Origin of the sequence: Enterobacteriaceae endosymbiont of Donacia provostii (genome assembly GCF_012570145.1) — a bacterium.
Classification (GTDB): domain Bacteria; phylum Pseudomonadota; class Gammaproteobacteria; order Enterobacterales; family Enterobacteriaceae.
The window spans coordinates 245,466-266,703 of sequence record NZ_CP046206.1; the positions used below are offsets into that span (position 1 = coordinate 245,466).

General features: G+C 19.8%; 27 protein-coding genes and 2 tRNA genes. 6 read left to right on the forward strand and 23 right to left on the reverse strand.

What is annotated here, in order from left to right:
- Positions 1 to 70: 70 nt before the first annotated feature.
- A complete protein-coding gene (gene dnaG, locus GJT93_RS01165; RefSeq protein ID WP_168821789.1) occupies positions 71 to 1,816 on the reverse strand; it encodes a DNA primase in 1,746 nt (581 codons plus the stop codon).
- Between the two features lie 48 nt (positions 1,817 to 1,864).
- The gene (rpsU, locus tag GJT93_RS01170) at positions 1,865 to 2,080 is read right to left on the reverse strand and encodes a 30S ribosomal protein S21 (protein ID WP_168821790.1); all 216 of its coding nucleotides are present in this window, start codon (positions 2,078 to 2,080) and stop codon (positions 1,865 to 1,867) included.
- Between the two features lie 141 nt (positions 2,081 to 2,221).
- Between rpsU and tsaD the strand changes: the two genes are divergently transcribed.
- Positions 2,222 to 3,238, forward strand: a complete 1,017-nt coding sequence (gene tsaD, locus GJT93_RS01175; protein WP_168821986.1) for a tRNA (adenosine(37)-N6)-threonylcarbamoyltransferase complex transferase subunit TsaD — start codon at positions 2,222 to 2,224, stop codon at positions 3,236 to 3,238.
- A 24-nt stretch (positions 3,239 to 3,262) separates the two neighbouring features.
- Positions 3,263 to 4,069: an undecaprenyl-diphosphate phosphatase gene (locus tag GJT93_RS01180; protein WP_168821791.1), complete on the forward strand. Its 807-nt coding sequence runs from the start codon at positions 3,263 to 3,265 to the stop codon at positions 4,067 to 4,069.
- 14 nt (positions 4,070 to 4,083) lie between these two features.
- Here the strand turns inward: GJT93_RS01180 and GJT93_RS01185 are convergent, their stop codons facing one another.
- The gene (locus GJT93_RS01185; protein ID WP_168821792.1) at positions 4,084 to 5,313 is read right to left on the reverse strand and encodes a multifunctional CCA addition/repair protein; all 1,230 of its coding nucleotides are present in this window, start codon (positions 5,311 to 5,313) and stop codon (positions 4,084 to 4,086) included.
- A 188-nt stretch (positions 5,314 to 5,501) separates the two neighbouring features.
- On the opposite strand from GJT93_RS01185, the gene ribB reads away from it, so the two are divergent.
- Complete coding sequence (ribB, locus tag GJT93_RS01190) at positions 5,502 to 6,149, forward strand: 3,4-dihydroxy-2-butanone-4-phosphate synthase (RefSeq protein ID WP_168821793.1); 648 nt, start codon at positions 5,502 to 5,504, stop codon at positions 6,147 to 6,149.
- Positions 6,150 to 6,176: 27 nt separating this feature from the next.
- Here ribB and GJT93_RS01195 read toward each other — a convergent pair.
- The 4 genes from GJT93_RS01195 to trxA form a co-directional block, all read right to left on the reverse strand.
- Positions 6,177 to 6,250: transfer RNA gene (locus GJT93_RS01195), tRNA-Pro, on the reverse strand.
- A gap of 11 nt (positions 6,251 to 6,261) precedes the next feature.
- Positions 6,262 to 6,334: transfer RNA gene (locus GJT93_RS01200), tRNA-His, on the reverse strand.
- A gap of 269 nt (positions 6,335 to 6,603) precedes the next feature.
- Positions 6,604 to 7,863, reverse strand: coding sequence for a transcription termination factor Rho (gene rho / locus GJT93_RS01205; protein WP_168821794.1), 1,260 nt, complete (start codon positions 7,861 to 7,863; stop codon positions 6,604 to 6,606).
- 204 nt (positions 7,864 to 8,067) lie between these two features.
- Positions 8,068 to 8,397, reverse strand: coding sequence for a thioredoxin (gene trxA / locus GJT93_RS01210; protein WP_168821795.1), 330 nt, complete (start codon positions 8,395 to 8,397; stop codon positions 8,068 to 8,070).
- Between the two features lie 264 nt (positions 8,398 to 8,661).
- Here trxA and dksA point away from each other — a divergent pair, with 264 nt between their 5' ends.
- On the forward strand, positions 8,662 to 9,114 hold the full coding sequence (dksA, locus tag GJT93_RS01215) for an RNA polymerase-binding protein DksA (RefSeq protein WP_168821796.1): 453 nt from the start codon (positions 8,662 to 8,664) through the stop codon (positions 9,112 to 9,114).
- 1,353 nt (positions 9,115 to 10,467) lie between these two features.
- Here the strand turns inward: dksA and GJT93_RS01220 are convergent.
- Positions 10,468 to 11,091 carry a Fe-Mn family superoxide dismutase gene (locus tag GJT93_RS01220; protein WP_168821797.1) on the reverse strand — a complete coding sequence of 208 codons (624 nt, stop codon included), beginning with the start codon at positions 11,089 to 11,091 and terminating at the stop codon, positions 10,468 to 10,470.
- 37 nt (positions 11,092 to 11,128) lie between these two features.
- Positions 11,129 to 11,956: a shikimate dehydrogenase gene (gene aroE, locus GJT93_RS01225; RefSeq protein ID WP_168821798.1), complete on the reverse strand. Its 828-nt coding sequence runs from the start codon at positions 11,954 to 11,956 to the stop codon at positions 11,129 to 11,131.
- 543 nt (positions 11,957 to 12,499) lie between these two features.
- Here aroE and def point away from each other — a divergent pair.
- Positions 12,500 to 12,997: a peptide deformylase gene (gene def, locus GJT93_RS01230; RefSeq protein ID WP_168821799.1), complete on the forward strand. Its 498-nt coding sequence runs from the start codon at positions 12,500 to 12,502 to the stop codon at positions 12,995 to 12,997.
- A 35-nt stretch (positions 12,998 to 13,032) separates the two neighbouring features.
- Complete coding sequence (gene fmt / locus GJT93_RS01235) at positions 13,033 to 14,013, forward strand: methionyl-tRNA formyltransferase (RefSeq protein WP_168821800.1); 981 nt, start codon at positions 13,033 to 13,035, stop codon at positions 14,011 to 14,013.
- On the opposite strand, the gene rplQ is transcribed toward fmt, so the two are convergent.
- From rplQ to rpsN, 14 genes are read right to left on the reverse strand one after another with little or no spacing between them, the layout of a single operon-like run.
- The gene (rplQ, locus tag GJT93_RS01240) at positions 14,006 to 14,395 is read right to left on the reverse strand and encodes a 50S ribosomal protein L17 (protein WP_168821801.1); all 390 of its coding nucleotides are present in this window, start codon (positions 14,393 to 14,395) and stop codon (positions 14,006 to 14,008) included. The genes fmt and rplQ overlap by 8 nt on opposite strands.
- 19 nt (positions 14,396 to 14,414) lie before the next feature.
- Positions 14,415 to 15,425: a DNA-directed RNA polymerase subunit alpha gene (locus GJT93_RS01245; protein WP_168821802.1), complete on the reverse strand. Its 1,011-nt coding sequence runs from the start codon at positions 15,423 to 15,425 to the stop codon at positions 14,415 to 14,417.
- A gap of 26 nt (positions 15,426 to 15,451) precedes the next feature.
- Entirely contained in the window at positions 15,452 to 16,072 is a 621-nt protein-coding gene (gene rpsD, locus GJT93_RS01250) for a 30S ribosomal protein S4 (protein WP_168821803.1), read from the reverse strand.
- Between the two features lie 45 nt (positions 16,073 to 16,117).
- Positions 16,118 to 16,507, reverse strand: coding sequence for a 30S ribosomal protein S11 (gene rpsK, locus GJT93_RS01255; RefSeq protein ID WP_168821804.1), 390 nt, complete (start codon positions 16,505 to 16,507; stop codon positions 16,118 to 16,120).
- A gap of 20 nt (positions 16,508 to 16,527) precedes the next feature.
- Positions 16,528 to 16,884, reverse strand: coding sequence for a 30S ribosomal protein S13 (gene rpsM / locus GJT93_RS01260; RefSeq protein ID WP_168821805.1), 357 nt, complete (start codon positions 16,882 to 16,884; stop codon positions 16,528 to 16,530).
- Positions 16,885 to 16,932: 48 nt separating this feature from the next.
- Positions 16,933 to 17,049, reverse strand: coding sequence for a 50S ribosomal protein L36 (gene rpmJ, locus GJT93_RS01265; protein ID WP_168821806.1), 117 nt, complete (start codon positions 17,047 to 17,049; stop codon positions 16,933 to 16,935).
- A gap of 40 nt (positions 17,050 to 17,089) precedes the next feature.
- Positions 17,090 to 18,418 (reverse strand): preprotein translocase subunit SecY, encoded by a 1,329-nt coding sequence (gene secY / locus GJT93_RS01270; protein WP_168821807.1) that lies wholly within the window; start codon positions 18,416 to 18,418, stop codon positions 17,090 to 17,092.
- Positions 18,419 to 18,425: 7 nt separating this feature from the next.
- Positions 18,426 to 18,854 (reverse strand): 50S ribosomal protein L15, encoded by a 429-nt coding sequence (gene rplO, locus GJT93_RS01275; RefSeq protein WP_168821808.1) that lies wholly within the window; start codon positions 18,852 to 18,854, stop codon positions 18,426 to 18,428.
- 1 nt (position 18,855) lies between these two features.
- On the reverse strand, positions 18,856 to 19,035 hold the full coding sequence (gene rpmD / locus GJT93_RS01280; RefSeq protein WP_168821809.1) for a 50S ribosomal protein L30: 180 nt from the start codon (positions 19,033 to 19,035) through the stop codon (positions 18,856 to 18,858).
- Entirely contained in the window at positions 19,019 to 19,549 is a 531-nt protein-coding gene (gene rpsE, locus GJT93_RS01285; RefSeq protein ID WP_168821810.1) for a 30S ribosomal protein S5, read from the reverse strand. Before rpsE ends, rpmD begins: the two co-directional genes overlap by 17 nt.
- Before the next feature lie 24 nt (positions 19,550 to 19,573).
- Complete coding sequence (rplR, locus tag GJT93_RS01290; RefSeq protein WP_425483319.1) at positions 19,574 to 19,954, reverse strand: 50S ribosomal protein L18; 381 nt, start codon at positions 19,952 to 19,954, stop codon at positions 19,574 to 19,576.
- A complete protein-coding gene (rplF, locus tag GJT93_RS01295; RefSeq protein ID WP_168821812.1) occupies positions 19,951 to 20,484 on the reverse strand; it encodes a 50S ribosomal protein L6 in 534 nt (177 codons plus the stop codon). Before rplF ends, rplR begins: the two co-directional genes overlap by 4 nt.
- Positions 20,485 to 20,500: 16 nt before the next feature.
- The gene (rpsH, locus tag GJT93_RS01300; protein ID WP_168821813.1) at positions 20,501 to 20,893 is read right to left on the reverse strand and encodes a 30S ribosomal protein S8; all 393 of its coding nucleotides are present in this window, start codon (positions 20,891 to 20,893) and stop codon (positions 20,501 to 20,503) included.
- A 37-nt stretch (positions 20,894 to 20,930) separates the two neighbouring features.
- Positions 20,931 to 21,236, reverse strand: a complete 306-nt coding sequence (gene rpsN, locus GJT93_RS01305; RefSeq protein WP_168821814.1) for a 30S ribosomal protein S14 — start codon at positions 21,234 to 21,236, stop codon at positions 20,931 to 20,933.
- Positions 21,237 to 21,238 lie beyond the last annotated feature (2 nt).

A 21,238-nucleotide genomic window follows, 5' to 3' on the forward strand; every position in this document is an offset into this window, starting at 1 on the left:
ATATTATTTATTAAAATTTAAATAAATTATTTGTTGAAAAATATATTATTTATAATATTTTAGTTATTTTTTATTTAGTTTTTAAATTATTTTTTTTTTTAATTAATATTTTATTTAAAGACCATAATTCTTGTTTTTTTTCATTATTTAATCCTTTTATTCTATCTAAAGCTATTAAATAATTTTGCCTATTTTCTAGAATATTAATTTTTAATTTTTTTATTAAAAAAATTAAAAAATTTTTTATTTGATTCTTAGGAATCATATGATTCCATGTTATTAAAATTTTAATAATTTTACTTAATTTTGTGTCTCTATATCGTTCTAATATTTTAGCAGTCGTTATATTTTTGTTTTTATAAAAATTTACAAATTTTATCAAAAAAAATAATCCGTTAATATTTGAATTTTTAAAATATTTAAATTCAGGAACTAATTTAATTAATTTAGGATTTTGTATTAATAAACTTAATAATACTCGAATAGTAGTTTTTTTAAAATTATTTTGTATAGTTACTTTTTTATGATTATTTAATAAATTAAATATATCTAAAAAATTTAAAATTCCTATCTTTTCTCCTAAAATTTGTACTAAATTTATTTGAAATAAATTATCAGGAATTAATTTAATAAGTGATAGAGTTTTATATATAAAAGCTGTTTTTTCTTCACAAGTAGAAAATAAATTTTTTAAAAATAATCTTTTAAAAAAAAAATAGGAAAATGATAAAGCATTATTAATTCTTTTTTCAAAAATATTTTTCCCTTCTTTTCTAATTAAACTATCAGGATCTTCTCCTTTAGGTAAAATTAAAAAATATATTTGTTTACCTTTAACTAAAAAAGGTAAACTTTTTTTTAAAGCATTCCATTGTGCTTCTATACCTGCTTTATCTCCATCAAAACAATAAATAATTTTATTAGTAATATTAAATAATTTTTTTATATGCAAATTACTAATTACAGTTCCTAATATAGCAACTGCATATTTTATATTAAATTGAAATAAACTAATAACATCAATATATCCTTCTACTACAATAATTTTTTTAATAGTATTATTTTCTTTTTTTGTTTCAAATAATCCATATAGTTCATAACTTTTATGAAAAATATTATTTTCTGAAGAATTTAAATATTTTGGTTCCTTATTATTAAAGACTCTCCCACCAAAACCAACGATAGATCCTTTTATATTTTTAATAGGAAATATAATACGATTGTAAAAAATATCATAATAATTATTATTATTATTTAATTTTAATATTTTTAATTTTTTATTCAATATTTGAATCATTTTTTTATTATTTAATATTTTATCAGTCCAAAAAATAGGCGAAAAACCAATAGAAAAATATTTAATAATATATAAATTAAATCCTCTATTTAATAGATATTGTAATGCTATTTTACCTAAAGATTTAAATAAATATTTTTTATAAAAAATACTTAAATGAAACATTAATTTATAATAAATATTATTTTTTTTATTTATTTTAATATAAATTGATGTATTATAATTTTTAATAGGAATATTAAATATTTCTGATAATAATTTAATACTTTCAAGAAAAGATAAATTTTCATAATTCATAATAAAATCAATTATATTACCATGTGCACCACAACCAAAACAATGGTATAATTGTTTTTCAGAATTCACAACAAAAGAAGGATTTTTTTCTATATGAAAAGGACAAATTCCAAAAAAATTCTTACCTTTTTTTTTTAAGTTAATTTTACTTGTAACTAAATTTATAATATCAATTTTATCTAATAAATCATTAATAAAAACACGAGATACATATTTAATCATAAAAATAATTTTTTTATTTATTATTTTTTATAAATTATATATATTTTATTAATATAAACGAATTCTTTTTGAATTTTCTCTTAATATTTTTTTTATATGTCTTTTAATTGCTGAAGCTTTAGCTCTTTTTCTTGCTGTTGTTGGTTTTTCATAAAATTCTCTACGTCTTACTTCTGATAAAATTCCTGCTTTTTCACATGAACGTTTAAAACGTCTTAAAGCTAAATCAAATGGTTCATTATCACGTATTTTAATTACTGGCATGTTATATCCTTTATATTTCATATAATATATTATTTTTTATCAAATAATATTATAATATATAATTTTAATTATATAAATAATTTTTTATTTTTTATTATAAAAAATTATTATTTTATATTTAGGAAATATACTGTGCTTCTAATGGGTATAGAAACATCATGTGATGATACATCAGTATCTATTTACGATAGTAAGAAAGGTATTTTATGTAATAATGTTTGTACACAAAAAATTCATTCTAAATATGGAGGTATAGTACCTGAATTAGCTGCTAGAAATCATATAAAAAAAATTATTCCATTAATTAAAAAATCATTATTTAAAATTAATAAAAATTTAAATGATATTAATGCTATAGCTTATACTGCAGGACCTGGACAAATAAATTCTTTAATTATAGGAGCAATAGTTTCAAATACAATAGCATTTTCATTAAATATTCCTATTATTCCAGTAAATCATATGGAAGGACATTTATTCTCAATAATGTTACAGAAACAAAAACCATCTTTTCCATTTATTGGATTATTAATTTCTGGAGGACATACACAATTAATATATGTATATAAATTTGGAAAATATAAAATTTTAGGTAAACATATAGATAATGCTGTAGGTGAAACATTAGATAAAATATCTAAATTATTAGGATTAAAATATCCTGGAGGTAAAAATTTATCTCAATTATCCCAATTTGGGATACCTAAAAAATTTATTTTTCCTCGCCCAATGACATTAGAAAAAAATAATTTAAATTTTAGTTTTTCTGGATTACAAACTTTTGTAAAAAATATTATAAAAAAAAATGATTTAAATAATTTTCAAATAAAAGCAAATATTGCATATGCATTTGAAGATGCTATTATAAATACTCTTTACATAAAGAGTTTTTGGGCTTTAAAAAAATATAATATTAAACAATTAGTTATTGCTGGAGGAGTAAGTGCAAATAAAAAACTAAGAAATTTTTTTTATAAAAATTTAAAAAAAAATAACATTAAATTATTTTATAGTTATAAAAAATTATGTACAGATAATGCAGGAATGATTGCTTATGTAGGTGTAAAAAAATTTTTTTTAGAAAAAAAAAAATATATATCAAATAATTTCAATATTTTAGTAAATCCTAAATTATCTTTTAAAGATAATTTTTTATAAAAAAAAATTTATTTTGAGGTTTTTATGACACAATTAAATTATTTTTCTGCTACTATACTTAGTATAGTACAAAGTTTAACTGAATTTTTACCAATATCTTCAAGTGCTCACATCATTATTTTTTCTAAAATATTAAATATTATAAATAATAAATCATTACAAATATTTGAAGTTATTATACAATTAGGATCAATTTTTGCAATTATAATTTATTTTCGAGAAAAAGTTATAAATATTATATTTAATACAATTAATTATAATATTTATAATAATAATAAATTTAATTTACTTCATATAATAGTATCTGCATTACCAGTAATATTTATAGGATTAATTTTTTATCATAAAATAATTAATATTAATGATTTAAATAATATTAAATATGGATTATTTTTAGGAGCATTATTATTATTCATTTCTGAAATATATAAACCTAAAATATGTAAAATTAATACAATAAATCACATTTCATATAATTTAAATTTTATAATTGGGTGTTTTCAATGTTTTGCTTTATTACCTGGAGTTTCTAGATTAGGTACTACATTATCTATAAGTTTATTATTAGGAATTAAACGTACTATTGCTACGGAATTATGTTTTATTTTATCTATACCTGTAATTTTAGGAGCTAATTTATTAGAATTATATAAAAATTATTTAATTATAGATTTTTATAATTTCAAAATATTGTCAATAGGATTTTTTATTTCATTTATAATTAGCCTAGTTATAATTAAGAAATTTATTTATATTATAAATAACAAATCTTTAATATATTTTAGTTTATATCGTATACTTTTAATTTTACTAATTATATTAGTATATTAAATACTAAAATTACATTAATTTTTTAATTTTAAAAAATATTTTATTAATTTTATTCTTTCCTTCTGAATTTTTTTATTTATATTAATTCCTTTTAAATTAAAATTATTAATTATATTTTTAATATCTAATGTGGAAATATATTTATACATATTAATAAAATACTTTCCTTGTTTATATTCTAAGGATTCTAAAGTTAATCTACCTCTAGCATCAGCTTCACTTATTAAAGCTATTTGTTCTACTCTCTCCGGTTTTCTCCATGCATCAATTATATTGTATATATTTAATATATCTATTGGTTTTTGATTATATATATCATGAATAATATCATGTATTTTAGCAGCTAACAGAGATAAAATTTTATAATTATTAGGTATTTTTAATTTTTTACATAATTTTTTAATTAATGGTATACCAGCGATACCATGTCCTGGATGTCTTGGCCATAATTTTTTAGGAGTTAATCCCTTGCCTAAATCATGACATAATGCAGCGAACCTTGTTGATACATTTTTAGTAAGTTGAGAAATAATTTTTAATGTAAGCATTGTATGTATTCCAGTATCAATTTCTGGATGCCATTTAACTGGGGCAGGTATTCCATATAATTGATTTATTTCTGGAAAAATAATAGATAAAGCATTACATTTTTTTAATATTTGAAAAAATATGTGAGGATGATTAGATTTAAGAGCAAGATATGTTTCTTTCCAGATTCTTTCTGGTTTTAAATATAATAATTCTCCTGAATTACTCATAATTTTCATTAATTCTAATGTACTATCATGAATTTTAAAATTTAAATATTTTAATTTAGCTGCAAATCTAGCTACTCTTAATACTCTCAAAGGATCATCTTTAAATGATGATGAAACATGTCTTAATATACGTTTTTTTATATCTTTTAAACCATTATATGGATCATAAAAATTACCTAAATTATCTTGTGCAATAGCATTAATAGTTAAATCTCTACGAAACAAATCTTCTTTTAAAGAAATAAAAGGTGTTGAATAATATTTAAAACCTTTATAACCATGTCCATTTTTATATTCTGTTCTAGCTAATGCATATTCTTCATACGTTGTAGGATGTAAAAAAACAGGAAAATCTTTACCAACTAATTTGAAACCTAATTTTAACATTGATTGGATATCAGATCCAACAACAACCCAGTCTTTATCTTTTACATTTATTTTAAGTAATTTATCACGTATTGCGCCACCAACTAAATATATTTTCAATTTATTACTCCTAAATTTTTTTTAATAAAAAAAATATTATTTATAATAATATATTATTTCTAAAAAATTTTTTAAAATATTTTTTATAAAAAATAAAAATTTTATCATTTTAATTTTTTTATAAAAATTTTATTTTAATTAATAAATTAATATATAATATTATTAAATTATAATGTAAGTATTATTCTATGAATTTACTTAATACAGAATTTGGTAATATTAAAACACGTATTAAAAATGCTATTTTTTCTTTAAAAAAAGGAAAAGGAATTTTAATTTTAGATAATGAAAAAAGAGAAAATGAAAGTGATATTGTTTTTGCAGCAGAAAATATTTCAATAAATAATATTGCATTTTCTATTAGATATGGTAGTGGTATTATTTGTTTATGTATTACAGAATCTTTACGTAAAAGATTAGATTTACCTATGATGGTAAAAAAAAATACGAATTTTTATAAAACAGGTTTTACTGTTAGTATTGAAGCAGCTAATGGTATTTCTACAGGAGTATCTGCTAAAGATAGATTTATTACTATAAAAACAGCTATTTCTAATAATGTAACTCCTGAAGATTTAAATAGACCTGGACATGTTTTTCCATTAAGAGCTGTAAATGGAGGTCTTTTAAAAAGACAAGGACATACTGAAGCAACAATAGATTTATTAAGATCTGCAAAAATGAAACCTGTAGGTGTATTATGTGAATTAACTAATAAAAATGGAACAATGGCCAATAAAATTGATACAATATATTTTGCAAAGAAATATAAAATGCCATTAATTACTATAGATGATATAAAAAAATATTGTATTAAGAAAAATATTTATATTTAAAATTAATACATGTTATAGTTGTATGTGTCGGCGAGAGAGGATTTGAACCTCCGACCCACTGGTCCCAAACCAGTTGCGCTACCAAACTGCGCTACTCGCCGTAAAAATTATGGGTGGTTAATGGGAATTGAACCCACGACAACCGGAACCACAATCCAGTGCTCTACCAACTGAGCTATAACCACCATATTAATTTTAAATAAAAAATTAATAAATTATTTTACATAATACATTAAATAAAAATTAAACCCAAAGATCTCTATTTTAGAAAAAAGTACTTTATCCAACTAAATTATGAGTATAATCATATATAAGATTAATTTTACAAATTCATTTCTTAAATGTCTAGTTTTTTTATAAAAATTTTTTAAATTATACATATAAATATTTATATATATTATAATAATATTTATTTAAAATAATTTTAATAAAAAATATTAATATCATTAATAAATTAAGATCTTTTCATCATATTAAAAAAATCATAATTTGTTTTTGTCATAGATAATTTATTTATTAGAAATTCCATTGCATCTATTTCATTCATAGGATGAATAATTTTTCTTAAAATCCACATTCTTTGCAATTCTTCAGAAGAACTTAATAATTCTTCCTTCCTTGTTCCAGATCTATTATAATCTATAGCAGGAAATACTCTTTTTTCTGCTATTTTACGTGATAGATGTAATTCCATATTACCAGTACCTTTAAATTCTTCATAAATAACGTCATCCATTTTAGATCCTGTATCAATTAATGCTGTTGCTATAATTGTTAAACTACCACCTTCTTCAACATTTCTTGCAGCTCCAAAAAAACGTTTAGGACGATGTAATGCATTAGCATCAACTCCTCCTGTCAAAACCTTACCAGATGCAGGTGCAACAGTATTATATGCTCTCGCTAAACGTGTCATAGAATCTAATAAAATAATAACATCTTTTTTATGTTCTACTAATCTTTTTGCTTTTTCAATAACCATTTCTGAAACTTGAACATGTCTAGAAGGAGGTTCGTCAAAAGTTGATGCTATGACTTCACCTTTAACTAATCTTTGCATTTCTGTTACTTCTTCTGGACGTTCATCAATAAGTAAGACTATTAATACACAATCAGGATGATTATATGCAACACTTTGTGCAATATTTTGTAATAACATAGTTTTTCCAGCTTTAGGAGGAGCTACTATTAAACCTCGTTGTCCTCTTCCTATAGGAGAGGCTAAATCTAATACACGAGCAGTTAAATCTTCTATAGATCCATTACCTCTTTCCATACTTAATCTAGAATTTGCATGTAATGGTGTTAAATTTTCAAATAAAATTTTACTTCTAGCATTTTCAGGTTTATCAAAATTTACTTGATTAACTTTTAATAAAGCAAAATATCTTTCTCCTTCTTTGGGGGGACGAATTTTACCTGAAATAGTATCTCCTGTACGTAAATTAAAACGTCTAATTTGACTAGGAGAAACATATATATCATCAGGACCAGCTAAATAAGAACTATCAGAAGAACGTAAAAATCCAAAACCATCTTGTAATATTTCTAATACTCCATCACCAAAAATATCTTCACCACTTTTGGAATGTTGTTTTAGTATAGCAAAAATAATATCTTGTTTACGCATTCTAGCTAAATTTTCTAGATAAATACCTTCACCTAAATCAATTAAATCAGATATAGGTTTATTTTTTAATTCGGTAAGATTCATAATGGTGAGGTCTTAATTTTTAGTAATTCTTAAATACTTTTATATGAAATTTATAAAACATTAATAACCAATAATTTTAATTAAAATAACATTGTTATTTATAAATCTTAATTAAATTTTTATTATTTTATTTATTAAAAATAATATACTCATAACAATACCTATCCATCCTCTTTAAAAAAATTTATACTAAATTTCAACATATTATTTTAAATGTTTATTTAAAAAATTTTTTAATTGTATTGTAGTTATAGAACCAATTATTTTATCGACAATATTTCCATTTTTAAATAATAAAATTGTTGGTATACTACGAATATTATATTTTTCTACTATGGATTTATAATATTCAATATTTAATTTAGTAAAAATAACATTTTTATATTCTAATGATACTTCTTCTAATATTTTCGAAAAAATTTTACATGGATTACACCATTCAGCCCAAAAATCGACTAAAACTAAATTTTCTTTTTGTATTTCTTTTTCGAAGTTTTTATCATTTAAATTTATTATATTAGTTTTATGTTGCATAAATTTAATATTCCTATATAAATAAATATTATTTTTAATAATTTTAATAAATTTGATAAAAAATTATTCAATTACTCATAAATTTTTACTATTATATAGTAAATATATTTCTTTTACAAGTAAATAAATATTATTTCAAAATAATAAAAATATATACAAAAATAAAGAATATTATTATTATATTATTATAACTTATAACATTTAATAATAAATTTATTAGTTTTTATTTTTTGTAGATCAAATTAAAAAAATATTGGAAAATTAATGAAAAAAAATAATAACTTTTTATCATCTTTAAATATTTTGTCTTTTTCTGGAGTTTCACCATATAAATTAAAACCTAATGAAAAATATATGAATAAAAAACAATTATCACATTTTAAAAAAATATTAGAATCATGGAGAAATAAAATAAATAAAAAAATTAATAATACAGTTTCTTATATTAAAGATGAAACATCTAATTTTCCTGATCCTATAGATAGAGCAACACAAGAAGAAGAATTTAATTTAGAATTACGTAATAGAGATAGAGAAAGAAAATTAATAAAAAAAATTGAAATAACATTAAAAAAATTTGATACTAAAAATTTTGGTTATTGTGATTGTTGCGGAATTGAAATTGGATTAAAAAGATTAGAAGCACAACCAACAGCAAATTTATGTATTGATTGTAAAACTTTAGCAGAGATACGTGCTAAACAAATTGCAGGATAAATAATTTTATTAAAATATTGATTTAAAATTATAAACCTATTTTTTTAAATTAAAATAAAAATTAATAAAATTAAAATTTTTTATAAAAATAGTATTTAATAAACTTAATAAATAAAATTTAATTAATATTAAAAGTATAAAAATTATAAAAAATAATTATGAATATATGCTTAAAGAAATAAAAAATTTAAAATAATAAAATATGTATTAATAAATATACTTCTTTATAGTACTCCATTTAAAATGATAATATAAGTAGGTGTGTGTTAGTGCCATTAATAATTTTTTTATAAAATACTTAAATTTAGTTTTAAATCAAAACTATACAATATATAGAATTTAATTAATTAATTATAATTATTATAACTAATTTAGATATAATAAATTATGTATAATTTAAGTTAAATATTTTATAAATATCTATAATCATAAAATTATTAAATAATATAAAATGTATTATTTTTAATATGATAAAAGAATATTAAAATTTAAATTTAAATTTTAATAAATTTATTTAAATTTAATTTTTAGTAGAATTTATAAATAATTTTTTTCATTTATTATATTTATTTTGTTAAATAAAAACTTTAATATTTTATTAATTATATAAAAATGTTATTTAAATTTTAATTTTTAAAAACTAAAATTTTGAATACAAAATTATAAATAAATTTTACATTCATATTTATAAATTTAATTATAAAATATAATTTCATTTAAATTGATATAATGTATTATAAGTATTCCAAATTTTAATTTATTTATTGCATAATTTTTTATTAATTCAATATTATTTATAATAATATAATAACATAAAATTTATATTTTTCTAAATAATTAATTATTAAAAAAATTATTATTTTTTTTATTATTTAATTTTTTTAAAGAATTTAAAATATTAAAATGTTATTCTCTAAATATATTTAAGATAATTTTATTTAAAATTAATAGTATAAAATTACTATACTAAAAAATTAATAAATATTAAACATTTTTTGATATTTTAATATGAATTTTAAATTTTTAGTTTCTTATTTTCTATATATTTTAATATTTTTAAATATTTTATAATCTTATGTGATACTTTATTTTTTTAAAAAACTATAATATCTTACTAATTAAATTTAATAATATTTATAAAATTATATTAAATAGATTAAAATTAAATTTTTTTTTCGATAATAATTTTATAATTATTTTTATAAATTTTTAATTTTTTAATCATAAAATATAAAAATATTATTTTCTTATAAAAAGAAATACTAAATTTATTCTTTGAAGATAATATATACATAAATACATATTTTATATAAATGATGTATTTTATTTATATAAATAAAATACATCATATTCTTATTTACTTAAGAATAATTGTAATACTTTATCCCAATTTAAAACATTCCAAAAAGATTTAATATATAAATTTTTATTATTTTGGTATTTTAAATAATATGCATGTTCCCATAAATCTAACCCTATTAAAGGATAACCTATAGGTTCTTTTTTATCATCTAAAAACATAAGTGGATTATCTTGATTAATTGTAGTAATAATTTTTAAAGAATTTTTTGTTTTAATTAACCATATCCACCCTGATCCAAAAAATTTTAGCGCTTTTTCTTCAAAATTTTTTTTAAAATTTTCAAAATTTATAAATTCATCTTTTAAAATATTTAATATAATATTATTAGGTTTCGTATTTTTTTTTAAAATTTTCCAAAAAAAACTATGATTAGCATGCCCTCCTGCATTATTACGTAAAAATATTTTTTGAGATATAGGAATAGAAATATTATCTAAATTAGATATTAATTCATTTATTTTTAAATCTCTAACATTATTTTGTTTAAGCACTAAATTAGTATTATTAATATAATTTTGATGATGTTTAGTATGATGTATTTCCATTGTTCTTGTATCAAAAAATGGTTCTAAATCAGAATATTTATATAATAATTTTGGTAATTTATAATTCATTAATTTATCCTTTTATATATATAATATTTTTTATATACTAATTAATTTTTTTTATATTCATTAATACTTTTTTTGTATCTGGCATTATATCGTGCCATAAATAAAAAGAATATGCAGCTTGTTCAATTAACATTCCAATACCATCAGATATATTTTTTACTCCCTGAGAAATACACCATTTCAAAAATGGTGTATTATTATTATTATAAAAAAGATCATAACAAAAAATATTAGAATTAATAACTGATATAGGAATATTTATTATATCTCCTTTCATACTACTGGAAGTAGCATTAATGATAATATCATAATATGTTTTGTTATAAGGATATTTTGATAAATTTTCAATTTTTAAACAATTAATATTTTTATTTTTTTTAAAATGTTGAATAATATTTTTAGCATTTTGATATGTGCGATTTACAATCGTAATTTTACAACCAAATTTAATTAATGGATATATAATTCCTTGTGCAGCCCCACCTGCTCCTAAAAGTAAAATATTACTTTTTGAAGTAATATACTTTAAATTTTGTAAATCTTGTAGTAAACCTATTCCATCTGTATTATCTCCTAAAATTTTATGATCATTTAAAATTTTCATTGTATTAACAACACCTGAAAATTTAGCTCTATTTGTTAGTAAATCACATATTTGATATGCTTCCCTTTTAAAGGGAACAGTAATATTAGCTCCTAAGCCTCCATTTTTAAAAAAATTTATAATTGATGTAGAAAAAGAATTTGTTGATACTTTTATTTTTATATATTTTTGTTCTATTCCTATTTGTTTAGCAAATAATTTATGTATTATATGAGATTTACTATGTTCTATAGGATTACCAAATAATGCAAATAATTTCATATTTAATTTATCCTTTATAAATATCTAAGTAAATAAAAATTATTTTTTTAATTTTTTATAAATTAGATAATTTTTATTTCTTAAAATATTTAAATTTATAGATATAAAAATTTTATAAAAATTACAAATTTTTTATTTAGTGATTATTATTAATATATATGAAAATAAAATTAAAATTTTTATTTTTATTAAATTTTATATTAATAAATATAGATAAAATTAATATAATTTATTATAATAAATTAAATAAAAATTTTTTAAATTAGTAAATTTTTATATTAATTATATTTAAAATTAATTTTTATTAATTTTTTTATTTATACTATTTATTTTATAAAAAATAATTTATATTTTTTCTTATTAAAAATAAGAATTAAATTTTAATTTTTAATATAAATTTAATGAATTATATTATAATTTTATTTAATTTAAATAAATTAATAAAAAATTTAATATTTATTATTTTTTTACATATTTAAAAAAAAAATTAAAATTTCTGATATATTATAAAAATAATTATTTTATGTTTCAATAAGTATCATTATGTCTATAATGAAATTATTATATTTTCCTAACGAAAAATTAAGAAAAATAGCAAAATCTATAAAAACAATAGATGACAATGTTAAATTATTGGTTAATAATATGCTTAAAACAATGTATTTTTATAATGGTATTGGATTAGCAGCAACACAAATAGGAATAAATAAACGAATTATAGTTATTGATATAACTATAAAAAAAAATAATCCTTTAATATTAATTAATCCACAAATTATAGAATTTGATAAATCTCAAATTGAAAGTAAAGAAGGTTGTCTTTCTATACCTATAGAACAACAATATTTTATTTTAAGATACAAAAAAATAAAAATTAGAGCTAAAAATTTAATGAATAAAAATATTGAATTAGAAGCAAAATATTTATTATCTTCATGTATACAACATGAAATAGATCATTTAAATGGAATTTTATTTATTGATTATCTATCAAATTTAAAATATCAAAGAATTTATGATAAAATGAATAAAATTAATTAAAAAATAATATTTATTAAGAAATACAATTATATAAAATGAATAAAAAAAAAATCAAAATAATTTTTATAGGTACTTCAAAATTTGCTGCTTATCATTTAAAAGGTTTAATACAAAATGCTTATACAATATCTTGTATTATTACAAAACCAGATACTTATGCTAATAGAGGATATAAATTAACTTTTAATCCTATCAAAAAAATAGCTTTAAAATATAAAATTAATATTTTACAACCAAAAAATTTACATTCAATATCTTTAATTAAAAAAATTAGTAATTATAAATGTGATATTATAATTGTTGTAGATTATGGGTTATTAATTCCTAATATAATATTAAATATTCCAAAAATATTTTGTATGAATGTACATGCATCATTATTACCTAGATGGAGGGGGGCAGCACCTATACAAAGAGCACTATTAGCTAATGATTTGAAAACTGGAATTAGTATAATCAAAATTAATGATTTTTTAGATCAGGGAGATATTATCTATCAGATGGAATATAGTATTTTATTATATGATACATATGGATCTGTATATAAAAAATTAGCAATTTTAGGATTACAAGGATTATTATTGATATTAAATAAAATTTCAAAAGGTAAACAAATAAAACTTAAATCTCAAAATATTAATATAATTAAACCTACATATGCAAAAAAAATATCTAAAACAGAATGTAAATTAGATTGGAAATTACCCGCTAAAAAATTAGAATGTATGATACGTGCATTTAATCCTAAACCAGGTACTTTCTTCTTTATAAAGAAGAAAAGATTTAAAGTTTGGCAAGCAGAGGTAATTGCAAATCTAAATAATAATAATTATATTGATAAAAAACCTGGAACAATTTTATCTGCAAATAAATATGGTATACAAATAAATACTATAAATGGAATTTTAAATATTCAAATTATTCAACCTAGTGGTAAAAAACAAATGAATATTCAAAATTTTCTAAATGATAATCAATATAAAAATCTTTTTAAAAAAGATTATGTAATTACATAATCTTTTTTGTTTTTTTTATTATTTTTTTTCTTTCTATTAATTCTATATAAGCCATAGGTGCTCTATCTCCATTACGAAAACCACATTTTATAATACGTGTGTAACCACCTAATATATTTTGAAATTTTGGAATAATAATATTAAAAAGTTTATTTATATTTTTTTTATTTTTTAATTTAGAACGTACTAATCTTCTACTAGCAATATTATTTTTTTTTGCCATAGTAATAATTGGTTCTATAATTATTCTAAGTTCTTTAGCTTTTGATAAAGTTGTTTTGATAATTTCATAATTAATTAATGCGTTAGCCATATTATATAACATTGCTAATCTATGAGCACTATTTCTATTAAAATAACGACCTTTTTTACGATGACGCATATTTGTTTATCCAATTAAATTATTTATTATTTTTATTATTTATATTTTTTGGAGGCCAATCATCTAATCTCATTCCTAATGATAATCCTCTAGAAGCTAATATATCTTTTATTTCTGTTAAAGATTTTTTTCCTAAATTAGGTGTTTTTAATAATTCTACTTCTGTTCTTTGTACTAGATCACCAATTAAATGAATAAATTCAGTTTTTAAACAATTAGCAGAACGAACTGTTAATTCTAAATCATCTACTGAACGCAATAAAATAGGATCAAATTTAGGTTTTTCTTCTTTAATTTTTATTTCTTTTTTAATATCTTCTAAATTTATAAATGATTCTAATTGTTTAGCTAAAATTGTAGCTGCTTTTCTAATAGCTTGTTCTGGATCAATAGTTCCGTTTGTTTCTATTTCTATTATTAATTTATCCAAATCTGTTCTTTGTTTAACTCTTGCTGATTCTACATTATATATTATTCTTTTAATAGGACTAAAAGATGCATCTAGTAATAATCTACCTATTTTAGTATTATTATGAATATTATTATTTATTCTTGTATGTGCAGCAATATATCCTCTACCTAATTCTACCTTCATAGTTATATTAATAGATGTATTTATATTAGTAATATTACAAATAATGTGATTTGGATTAATAATTTTAATATCACTACTATGTTCAATATCAGATGCTTTAACAACACCAATACCTGTTTTATTTAAAGTTAAAATTACTTCTTTTTTATTATTTTCTATTTGTATAGATAATTGTTTTAAATTTAATAATATTTCAATAATATCTTCTTTAATACCTTCTTTAGTACTATATTCATGTAAAATACCCTCTATTTCTACTTCTGTTATTGCATAACCAGGCATAGAAGATAATAAAATACGTCTTAATGCATTTCCTAAGGTATGACCAAAACCACCTTCTAAAGGTTCTAAAACAACTTTTGCAGTAAATTGATTAACATGTTTAATATCTACTAATTTAGGTTTTAAAAATTCTGTTACGGAATTTTGATCCATTTATACACTCACTCTCTTATTAAAAATTATTTAGAATATAACTCAATAATTAAATGTTCATTAATATCTGCAGGTAAATCAGAACGTTCAGGAAGACGTTTAAAAATTCCCTCCATGTTTTTAAAATTAACTTCTAACCAATTAGGTTTCTCTCTTTGAGAAAATAAATCAATTGATGCATTTACTCTTAATTGTTTTCTAGATTTTTCACATATTGATATTTTATCATTTATAGATACTTGATAAGAAGCAATATTAACAATATTATTATTAATTTTTACAGATTTATGAGAAATTAATTGTCTAGCTTCAGCTCTTGTAACACCAAAACCCATTCTATAAACAACATTATCTAATCTTTTTTCTAATAAACATAGTAAATTTAAACCAGTATTACCTTTTATACGAGAGGCTTTTTTATAATAATTATGAAATTGACGTTCTAATATACCATATAATCTACGTAGTTTTTGTTTTTCTCTTAATTGTATCCCATAATCAGATAATCTAGATTTTTTTAAACCATGTTGTCCAGGAAATTGTTCTAATTTACATTTAGTATCAATAGAACGGACATTAGATTTTAAAAATAAATCAGTTCCCTCTCTTCTACATAATTTTAATTTTGGTCCTAAATATTTAGCCATTATATATTCCTAATATATCTAAATTTATTTAAAATAAAAAATTATTTATACTCTTCTTTTTTTTGGAGGTCTACATCCATTATGAGGAATAGGTGTAACATCTGTAATATTTGTAATTTTAAAACCAGCATTATTTAATGCTCTAATAGTAGATTCTCTCCCAGGACCTGGACCTTTAACCATAACTTCCAAATTTTTAATACCATAATTTTTAACTATTTCTGCACATTTTTCAGCAGCTACTTGTGCTGCAAAGGGAGTAGATTTTCTAGATCCTCTAAAACCAGATCCTCCTGCTGTAGCACATCCTAATGAATTACCTTGTCTATCAGTAATAGTAACAATAGTATTGTTAAATGAAGCATGTATATGTGCTATACCATCTAATATATTTTTTTTAAAATTTTTTTTTAAATTTAAAGATTTTTTTTTCATTATATATACCTAATATAATTTTATTTTTTTAAATATTTATGTAATTTTTTTCTAGTACGAGCATTAGTTTTAGTACGTTGTCCTCTTACAGGTAATCCTTTTCTATGACGTAATCCTCTATAACAACCTAAATCAACTAATCTTTTAATATTTAAATTAACACTTCTTCTTAAATCTCCTTCTATTTGAAATTTTGATATAGTATTTCTTAATAAATCTATTTTTTCTTTTGAAAGTTGATTAATTTTAATATTTTCAGAAATATTTATTATTTTACATATATAAGAAGCATTAGATGTACCAATACCATAAATATATTTTAAAGCTATTATAATACGTTTATTATCAGGAATATTTATTCCAGCTATACGAATCATATATTTTTCCTTTATTTTAATATAATATTTAAAATATATAAAATTCAATTATCCTTGACGTTGTTTATGTTTAGGATCTGTTTTACAAACAACATGTATTATTCTATTCCTACGAATTATTTTACAATTACGACATATTTTTTTTATTGAAGTACGAACTTTCATTTTTTTATCTCCCAAATATTATAATATAATTTTTGTTAAATTAATTTTTAAAATTTATTTTTTTGAGTATAGATTCATATTGAGTAGACATAATTAGCGTTTGAATTTGTGTAATAAAATCTATAATTACAACTATAACTATAAGTAATGATGTACCACTAAAATAAAAAGGCATAACAATAATATTACGTAAAAATTCAGGAATAAGACATATAAATGTAATATATAAACTTCCAATTAATGTTAATCTCATGAGTATTTTTTTAATATATTTAGATGTTTGTTCTCCTGGACGAATTCCAGAAATATAAGCACCTGATTTTTTTAAATTATTTGCAGTTTCTTTAGGACTAAAAATTAAAAAAGTATAAAAAAAACAGAAAAATATAATTGATAATACGTATAATATGAGATATATCAATTGTCTAGGTTGTAAAGACATAGCAATATTTTGCATCCAATTATAATGAAAAATATGACTAAACCATGTAAATATGGTAGAAATTAATAAAATAATACTAGAAGAAAATATTGCTGGTATTACTCCAGACATGTTAATTTTTAATGGTAAGTGAGTATATTGTTGCATATTGTAATTTTGTTTTCCATAATATTTTCTAGCGTACTGTACTGTTATTTTTCTTTGTCCTTTTTCTATAAAAACAATAAATAAAGTAATTAAAAATATAAATAAAAATATTATAAAAACATTAAAAAAATTTAAATTGCCTAATTTTATTTGTAAAATTATTCTATTAACTGTAGAAGGTAAAGAAGATAATATTCCTATTACTATAATTATAGATACTCCATTACCAATACCTCTTTTTGTTATTTGTCTACCCAACCACATTAAAAATATAGTACCTGTAATTAAACTTATAACAGAAACTGTATAAAAATAAATACCAGGATTTATTATTAAATTTTTAATACCTGTAAAACGAGATAATCCAAAAGTTATTCCTATTGCTTGCAATATAGATAAAACTAATGTACTATACTTAGTATATTTATTAATTTTTTTTTTCCCAGTATCACCCTCTTTTTTTAAAGAAATAAAAAAAGGATGAAGTGATGTTAAAATTTGTATTATTATAGAAGCAGATATATAAGGCATAACTCCCAAAGCAAAAATTGATGATCTACTTAAAGCACCTCCTGAAAACATATTAAACATATCTATAATATTACCATGCTGTTTTAAAATTAATGCATGTAATATGCTAGTGTTAATTCCAGGAATTGGTATAAAAGAACCTATACGAAAAATTATTATAGAACTTATAAAAAAAAGAAATCTTTCTTTTAATTCAAGAAGACCATTTTTAGTACTTTGAAAATTTATTTGGTTAAATGATTTAATCATTTATTTTTTATTCCTCGATTATTCCACCTAATTTTTTAATTATTATTTTTACGTTTTTTGTACAATTTAATTTAATAATTTTTTTAGGACTATCTATATTTCCTGTATTAATAATTTTAATATATTTAATTTTTTTACTAATTATTTTACTAGATTTTAAAGTATTTAAATTAATATAACTTCCATTAATTTTATTTAAATCACTTAATCTAATTTCTTTAAAAAACATTTTTTTTTTTGATTTAAAACCAAACTTAGGTAATCTTCTATGTAATGGACTTTGTCCTCCCTCAAATGTTTTATTAATATTATATCCAGAACGAGATTTTTGTCCTTTATGACCTCTACCACTAGTTTTACCTTTACCTGAACCTATGCCTCTTCCTAATCTTTTTTTATTTTTTTTAATATTATAAAATAATTTATTTAAATACATATTAATATATAACCTTAATCATATAAGAAATTTTTTTAATCATACCCAAGATATGTGGTTTGTTATTTTTAATAACAGTATGTCTGATACGTTTTAATCCTAAACTATTTAAAATTGCTTTATGTTTAGGTAATCTACCAATAGAACTTTTAATTTGTGTAATTTTAATTATTTTTAACATTTATTATATTCCTTTTTATTTCTTCTATAGTCTTATTTCTTTTAGCTGCAATCATTTTTAATGAATGAATGTTAGATAATCCTTTCATAGTTGCTTTAACAATATTAATAGGATTAGTAGATCCATATGCTTTAGCTAAAACATTATAAATTCCAACTACTTCTAATACTGCTCTCATAGCTCCCCCAGCTATAATACCAGTTCCTTCAGATGCTGGTTGTATATAAACAAAAGAACCAGTATGATATCCTTTAATAGGATATTGTATTGTATTATTTTTTATAAAAATATTAATCATGTTTTTTTTAGCTTTTTCCATGGCTTTTTGTATTGCACTAGGTACTTCTTTAGCCTTACCATATCCAAAACCTATTCTTCCTTTGCCATTACCTACTACTGTTAAAGCTGTAAAAGAAAACACACGACCACCTTTAACTGTTTTAGATACTCTATTAACAGTAATTAATTTTTCTTTTAATTCATTATTTTGATTTTTATCATCATAAATATTCATAAATATTTTTCTTTTTTAAATTAATTAAAAATTTAAACCTGTATTACGTGCAGAATTTGCTAATGCTTTAATACGTCCATGATATTTAAAACCAGATCGATCAAATGATACACTTAAAATACCTTTTTTAATAGATCTTTTTGCTATTTTAATACCTATTAATATAGAAGCTTTAATATTACCTGTATATTTTAATTTTTTTCTTATTTTTTTTTCTAAAGTTGAAGCTGTTACTAAAATTTTATTATCTTTTGAAATTATTTGAGCATATATATGTCTTGAGGTACGATGTATTAACAAACGTATATTGTTAAATTTTTGTAAATTTTTACGAAATTTCGTCGCTCTACGTATACGAGAATTTTTTTTAACATTCATTATTTTAAACCTTATTATAAATACTATTTTTTCTTGGTTTCTTTTATTTTGATAATTTCATTATCATAACGAATTCCTTTTCCTTTGTATGGTTCTGGAGGGCGATAAGATCTGATATTTGCAGCTACTTGTCCTAATAATTGCTTATTTATTCCTTTTAAAATAATTTCATTTGAATTTAAACATTTTCCAAAAATACCATCAGGTATGGTATATGATATTGTATGTGAAAAACCAATCATTAAATATAATATATTGTTTTTAATAGAAAATTTATATCCCACACCAGATAATATTAATTTTTTTTTAAAACCTTTTGTAATTCCAATAATCATAGAATTTACTAAAGAACGAACTGTTCCAGCTTGAGCCCATCCATTTTTACATTTAATTTTAGGTATAAATGATATTTTATTATTATTTAATATAATTTTTACATTTTTATTAAAAATATTTTTTAATATTTTATTATTACCCATTATGCTTATAGTTTGTTTTTTAATAAAAACTTTAATATTATCAGGAATAATAATTAATTTTTTTGCTATTCTAGACATTAATTAATGTACCTCTTTAAGACACATAACATATAACTTCCCCACCTAATCCATAATGTCTTGCATAATAATCAGTCATAAGTCCTTTTGATGTTGAAATAATTGCAATACCTAAACCAGATATTACCTTAGGTAAGTTCCTTTTTTTTTTATAAATTCTTAATCCCGGGCGACTAATACATTGTATTTTTTCTATAACACCTTTACCCTTAAAATATTTTAAATTAATTTCTAATAAAGTATTATTATTTTTTATAATACTATAATTTTTTATATAACCTTCATTTTTTAAAATTTCAGCAATAGATTTTTTAAATTTTGAATATTGCATAATAATTTTAGATTTAAAGGATAATTGACCATTACGTATTCTTGTAACCATATCTGCAACAGGATTTTGTATACTCATATTAATATGATCCTATATTTTTTTTAAAAGTATAAAATTACCAACTAGATTTTTTTAACCCAGGTATATCTCCCTTCATTGCAGCTTCTCTTAATTTTATTCTACTTAACCCAAATTTTCTGAGAAACGCATGTGGTCTACCAGTTAATTTACATCTATTTCTTTGTCTAGATAAACTAGAATCTCTAGGTAAAGATTGTAATTTAAAAATAGCATCTAAACGAGATGTATTAGATGTATTTATATCAGAAATAATTTTTTTTAATTTTTTTCTTTTTAAAAAAAATTTTTTTCCTAATTTTATACGTTTTAATTCACGTGCTTTAATACATTCTTTAGTCATAT